The organism is Humidesulfovibrio sp., from assembly GCF_035560995.1.
Classification (GTDB): domain Bacteria; phylum Desulfobacterota; class Desulfovibrionia; order Desulfovibrionales; family Desulfovibrionaceae; genus Humidesulfovibrio.
The window spans coordinates 1-4,887 of the sequence record NZ_DATMYK010000234.1; the positions used below are offsets into that span (position 1 = coordinate 1).

At 65.3% G+C, this 4,887-nt stretch carries 4 protein-coding genes and 2 tRNA genes; 5 read left to right on the plus strand and 1 reads right to left on the minus strand.

The annotated features are described in order from the left end of the window. The coding region (locus VN419_RS09225; protein ID WP_325646759.1) for an ATP-dependent metallopeptidase FtsH/Yme1/Tma family protein at positions 1 to 450 on the minus strand (450 nt) is incomplete at its 3' end. Positions 451 to 847: 397 nt separating this feature from the next. On the opposite strand from VN419_RS09225, the gene cooS reads away from it, so the two are divergent. The 5 genes from cooS (at position 848) to VN419_RS09250 (ending at position 4,731) form a co-directional block, all read left to right on the plus strand. Further along, positions 848 to 2,743, plus strand: coding sequence for an anaerobic carbon-monoxide dehydrogenase catalytic subunit (gene cooS / locus VN419_RS09230; RefSeq protein ID WP_325646761.1), 1,896 nt, complete (start codon positions 848 to 850; stop codon positions 2,741 to 2,743). A gap of 77 nt (positions 2,744 to 2,820) precedes the next feature. Next, on the plus strand, positions 2,821 to 3,702 hold the full coding sequence (locus VN419_RS09235; protein WP_325646764.1) for an ArsA-related P-loop ATPase: 882 nt from the start codon (positions 2,821 to 2,823) through the stop codon (positions 3,700 to 3,702). Positions 3,703 to 3,737: 35 nt separating this feature from the next. Next, positions 3,738 to 4,382 carry a Crp/Fnr family transcriptional regulator gene (locus VN419_RS09240; protein WP_325646766.1) on the plus strand — a complete coding sequence of 215 codons (645 nt, stop codon included), beginning with the start codon at positions 3,738 to 3,740 and terminating at the stop codon, positions 4,380 to 4,382. A 73-nt stretch (positions 4,383 to 4,455) separates the two neighbouring features. Further along, positions 4,456 to 4,549: transfer RNA gene (locus VN419_RS09245), tRNA-Sec, on the plus strand. A 106-nt stretch (positions 4,550 to 4,655) separates the two neighbouring features. Further along, positions 4,656 to 4,731 (plus strand) — tRNA-Val (locus VN419_RS09250). Positions 4,732 to 4,887 lie beyond the last annotated feature (156 nt).

The window sequence follows — 4,887 nt, forward strand, 5'->3', positions numbered from 1 at the left end:
GGTGTCCTCGCTGATGAGCCGGGCCTTGGAGCGGCCGAAGCTCATGGCTCCCTTGCCGCCCGCGCCGCCGCCCTGCATCTGGCGCATGAAGAAGATCCACACGCCGATCAAAAGCAGCATGGGGAACCAGGACACGAGGAGCGTCATGTACCAGGGGGAATCCTCGGGCGGCTCGGCCGTCACCTGGATCTTGCTGGCCACCAGCGAGGGCACGAGGTTCGGATCATCGGGCGCGAAGGTGACGAATTTCTTGTCCCCGGTCATGACGCCGGTGATCTTCTGGCCCTGGATCTTGACGGACACGACCTCCCCATCCTTCACCCGGGCGACGAAGTCGCTGTACGACAGCTTGTGCTGCGGCGCGGGGGATTGGCTGAAGAGATTGAACAGCACGACCATGACCAGTGAAATGGTCGCCCAAATAAGCAAATTCTTTGTGAAGCTATTCAAGAGGAGAACCTCCGGAGCGGGCTTGCGCTGTGGGTCGGTATGGGGCCGGAAGCCGGGAAGGTCGTGCATGCACCCGGTACAAGGCCCCGCCAATGGACTGCAAGATAAGGCATACGTGCGAAAAAGCAAGGGGCTGAACTTCACGCAAAACTGCCCCGCCTGGGGGAGGCAACCTCTTTTCGCGTGGGCCCTTCCCTCCGGTTCGCTCTTGGCTTCCGGCCGCCGCCGCAGCGCAATCCTTGGGCCGGAATCACAGTGTGCGAAAAACAGAAAATATTTGCATTCCATGGCCCCGCTGTCAGCGGGCCGACAGAATTGTCGACCCCAATACCCCACAAAGTAACCATACCCGGCCCGCAGCAACCCCCAACCCCACGCTTGAAGCGGAGGTAGCCTCATGCTTAAGGAACGCACGGAACTGAACATCGACGACCTGACCATATGGGAAGACGCCAAGCAGATGATCGCCAAAGCCCGCGCGGAGGGCATCACCACGGCCTGGGACCGCCTGCAGTCCCAGACGCCGCACTGTACCTTCTGCGAGCTTGGCACCACCTGCCGCAACTGCACCATGGGACCCTGCCGCATCAGCAGCAAGCCGGGCGCCAAAATGCGCTTGGGCGTCTGCGGGGCCGACGAGCACGTCATCGTGGCCCGCAACTTCGGCCGCTTTATCGCCGGGGGATCGGCAGGACATTCCGACCATGGCCGCGACTTGATCGAGGTGCTTGAGGCCATTCTGGACGGCCACACCACGGACTACACCATCCGCGACGAGGCCAAGCTGCTGCGCCTGGCGGCGGAACTGGGCATTGAGTGCCAGGGCCGCGAGCTCAAGGATGTCGCACGCGACCTGATGGACTGCTGCTACGCCGACTTCGGCAGCCGCAAGGCGGGCCTGGGCTTTCTCTCGCGCGTGCCCAAGAAGCGCCTGGACATCTGGGAAAAGCTCGGCATCACCCCGCGCGGCATCGACCGCGAGATCGCCGAGATGATGCACCGCACGCACATGGGCTGCGACAACGACGCGCCCAACACCATGCTCCACGCCGCACGCACGGCGCTGGCCGACGGCTGGGGCGGCTCCATGATCGGCACCGAGCTCTCGGACGTGATCTTCGGCACGCCCACGCCCAGCCGCTCCACCGCCAACCTGGCCACCCTCAAGGCGGACATGGTCAACATCCTGGTCCACGGCCACAACCCCGTGGTGAGTGAGATGATCCTGGCCGCCGCGCGCGACCCGGAGCTGGTGGCCCGCGCCAAGGAACTGGGGGCCAGCGGCATCAACGTGGCGGGCCTGTGCTGCACCGGCAACGAACTCTTGATGCGCCAGGGCATCCCCATGGCGGGCAACCACCTCATGACCGAGCTGGCCATCATCACCGGCGCGGTGGAGGCCATCGTGGTGGACTACCAGTGCATCATGCCGAGCCTGGTGCAGATATCCCACTGCTATCACACGACGTTCTTCGACACGGCCAACAAGGCCCGCTTCACCGGGGCCGTGCACTACGACATCCACCCGCACAACGCGCTGAAGCAGGCCAAAGAGATGGTCGCCATCGCCGTTGAGGGTTTCGCCAAACGCGACAAGGCCCGCGTGTGCATCCCCGGCGAACCCGTGGACATCATGACCGGCTTCAGCAACGAGGCGGTCATAAGCGCCCTGGGCGGCAGCCTCACCCCGCTCATCGATGCCATCAAGGCGGGCAGCATCCGCGGCGCCGTGGGCATAGTCGGCTGCAACAACCCGAAGTTCCAGCAGGACTCCATGAACGTGGGCCTGGCCAAGGAACTCATCAAGAAGGACATCCTGGTCCTCGTCACCGGCTGCGTGACCACCGCCGCAGGCAAGGCGGGCCTGCTGGTGCCGGAGGGCGCGGAAATGGCCGGGCCGGGCCTCAAGGCCGTGTGCGGCGCGTTAGGCATCCCGCCCGTGCTGCACTACGGCTCCTGCGTGGACAACTCGCGCATCCTGCAACTCTGCGCCGCCCTGGCCAACGAACTCGGCGTGGACATCAGCGACCTGCCCGTGGGCGCAAGCTCGCCCGAATGGTACTCGGAAAAGGCCGCGGCCATCGGCCTGTACGCCGTGGCTTCCGGCATCTACACGCACCTAGGCCACCCGCCGCACATCCTGGGCTCCAGCGTGGTCACCGATCTGGCCGTGAACGGCCTGGAAGACCTCGTGGGCGCAAGCTTCGTCATCGAGCCCGACCCCGTGAAGGCGGCGGAGCTCTTTGACGCGCGCATCAAGATGAAGCGCCTGGCCCTCGGCCTGTCCGCCTAGAAGCAGATCCTCCTCCTTGGGCCGGCCGGGGTGTACTCCTCCGGTCGGCCCGCACCCCTACTTATAAGGAGCGCAGCATGAAGATCGCATTCGCGGGCAAGGGCGGCGCGGGCAAGACGAGCATCACCGCCTGGCTGGCCGACCACCTGGCCCGCAGGGGCGAAAACGTGTGGCTGGTGGATGCGGACACGGCCCTTTCCCTGGGCCAGGCCTGCGGGCTTGATCCCGCCGCCTTGCCCGCGCCCCTGGCCGAACGCGAGGACATCATCCGCCAGCACATCGGCCAGGGATACATGAGCCTGAACCCGGACGTCTCCGGCCTGCCGGATACCTTGAGCGTGGACGCGCCTCTGGGCGGCCCGGCCCTTCCCGGCGTCAGCCCCGGCCGCAAGCGCCTGCTGGTCATGGGCACCATCGCCGGGGCCACCAACGGCCAGGGCGGCGGCTGCGCCTGCGCGGCCAACGCCCTGCTCAAAGCCGTGCTGGCGCATCTCATTCTGGAGCGGCGCGAGTGGGTGCTGGTGGATCTGGAGGCGGGCGTGGAGCACCTGGGCCGGGGTACCGTGGCCGATGTGGACGCCCTGGTTGTGGTGAGCGAGCCCAGCCTGCGGGCGCTTTCCACGGCGGGAGAGGTCTCGCGCCTGGCCCGCGGCCTGGGCCTTTCGCGCCAGGTGCTGGCGCTGAACCGCTGCGAGCCGGATCTTGCGCTGCCCACCCAACTGGCCGCACAGCTGAACCTACAGATGGACCTGCCGGAACGCATGCTGCGCATCCCCGCCCTGGCGGGTTTGAAGGCGCGGCAGCTCGAATCCGGCAGCGTGCTCGGCCTGCCGGAGGATGACGCCATTGGCGCACTGTGCGACGAACTGCTGGAACGGCTCGGCTCAAGCGGGACAAAAGCCCCGGAACCGTGCAGGAACATGACCGCCAGCGTTTCTGTTGCCCTAGGGGCTCCTTAGAGTGTAACGCTCACGTAAAGCGGGAGGGCCGCGCCATGATGCACACCGGCATAGACATCCTGTCGACCCTGAAACAGCCAGGACTGGAAGAGCTCGCCAACTGCTTCCAGCTGCGGAGCTACACCCGCAAAACGCAAATATTCCTGCCGCAAAACAGGGAAGACCTCATCTTCATCGTGGCCTCCGGCCGGGCGCGACTTTACCTGGCGTACGAGGACAAGGAATTCACCCTGGCCATCCTGGAGCGCGGCGACGTGTACAGCACGCACACCAGGGCCTACGTCTCCGCCCTGGAGGACACCAAGCTGCTCTGCGCCGAGACCTCCCAGGTGCGACGCTACATGTTGGCCCTGCCGGAGTTCACCGGGGCCATGGTGCGCGTACTGGGCGAGGTGCTCAAGCACTCCACCAGCATCATCGACGACCTGGCGTTCCACGACGTGCAGACCCGGCTGGTGCGCTTCCTGCGCTTCGTGGTCTCGCAGAGCGGGCAACTCCAGCCCGGCGGCGGCATGCTGGTGAATCTGGGGCTGACCACCGAGCAACTGGCCAGCCTGCTCGGCACCACGCGGCAAACGCTCTCCACCATGCTGAACGCCCTGGAACGCGAGGGCCGCATGGAGCTGCGCGGGCGCGGCAGCATCTTCATCCCGGACATGGCGGCCCTTGGACCGTTGTAAAAACGCCGGGCTGAAACCCGGCTGCGGTCTTGCGCACACACGGCAAAGCGGGTAAACGGTGTGTCCCCGGCATGGAAGCGTATCGTCACCGGTGTGGCGCCTGGACTTCAAATCCAGTGGAACGTCGAGAGGCGTTCGGTAGGTTCGACTCCTATACGCTTCCGCCACCCCTCCCCGGCACGGGGTTCGGGCGGCGGCGAGAAAAAAGTTGCGGGCCTTCGCAAAAAGTTCTTGCCAAGCGACGGGGGCTTGCCTTAAAGAGTCCTTCCCTACGGGCGATTAACTCAGCGGTTAGAGTGCCACCTTCACACGGTGGAAGTCCCGAGTTCAAATCCCGGATCGCCCACCATAGAGAAATCGGCCCCGCTTGTCGGGGCCTTTTTCGTTTCATGTCCCTAATGTCGTAGATCAAGGTCCAATGCCCACAGGAGCGTTCAATGCGCATCGTGCTCTACCAGCCGGAGATTCCGCCCAACACCGGAAACATTGCCCGGTTGTGCGCGGC

Coding starts and splice junctions, on each gene's coding strand:
- VN419_RS09235 (WP_325646764.1), top strand. CDS start 2,821: ATGAAGATCGCATTCGCGGGCAAGGGCGGCGCGGGCAAGACGAGCATC.
- cooS (WP_325646761.1), top strand. CDS start 848: ATGCTTAAGGAACGCACGGAACTGAACATCGACGACCTGACCATATGG.
- VN419_RS09240 (WP_325646766.1), top strand. CDS start 3,738: ATGATGCACACCGGCATAGACATCCTGTCGACCCTGAAACAGCCAGGA.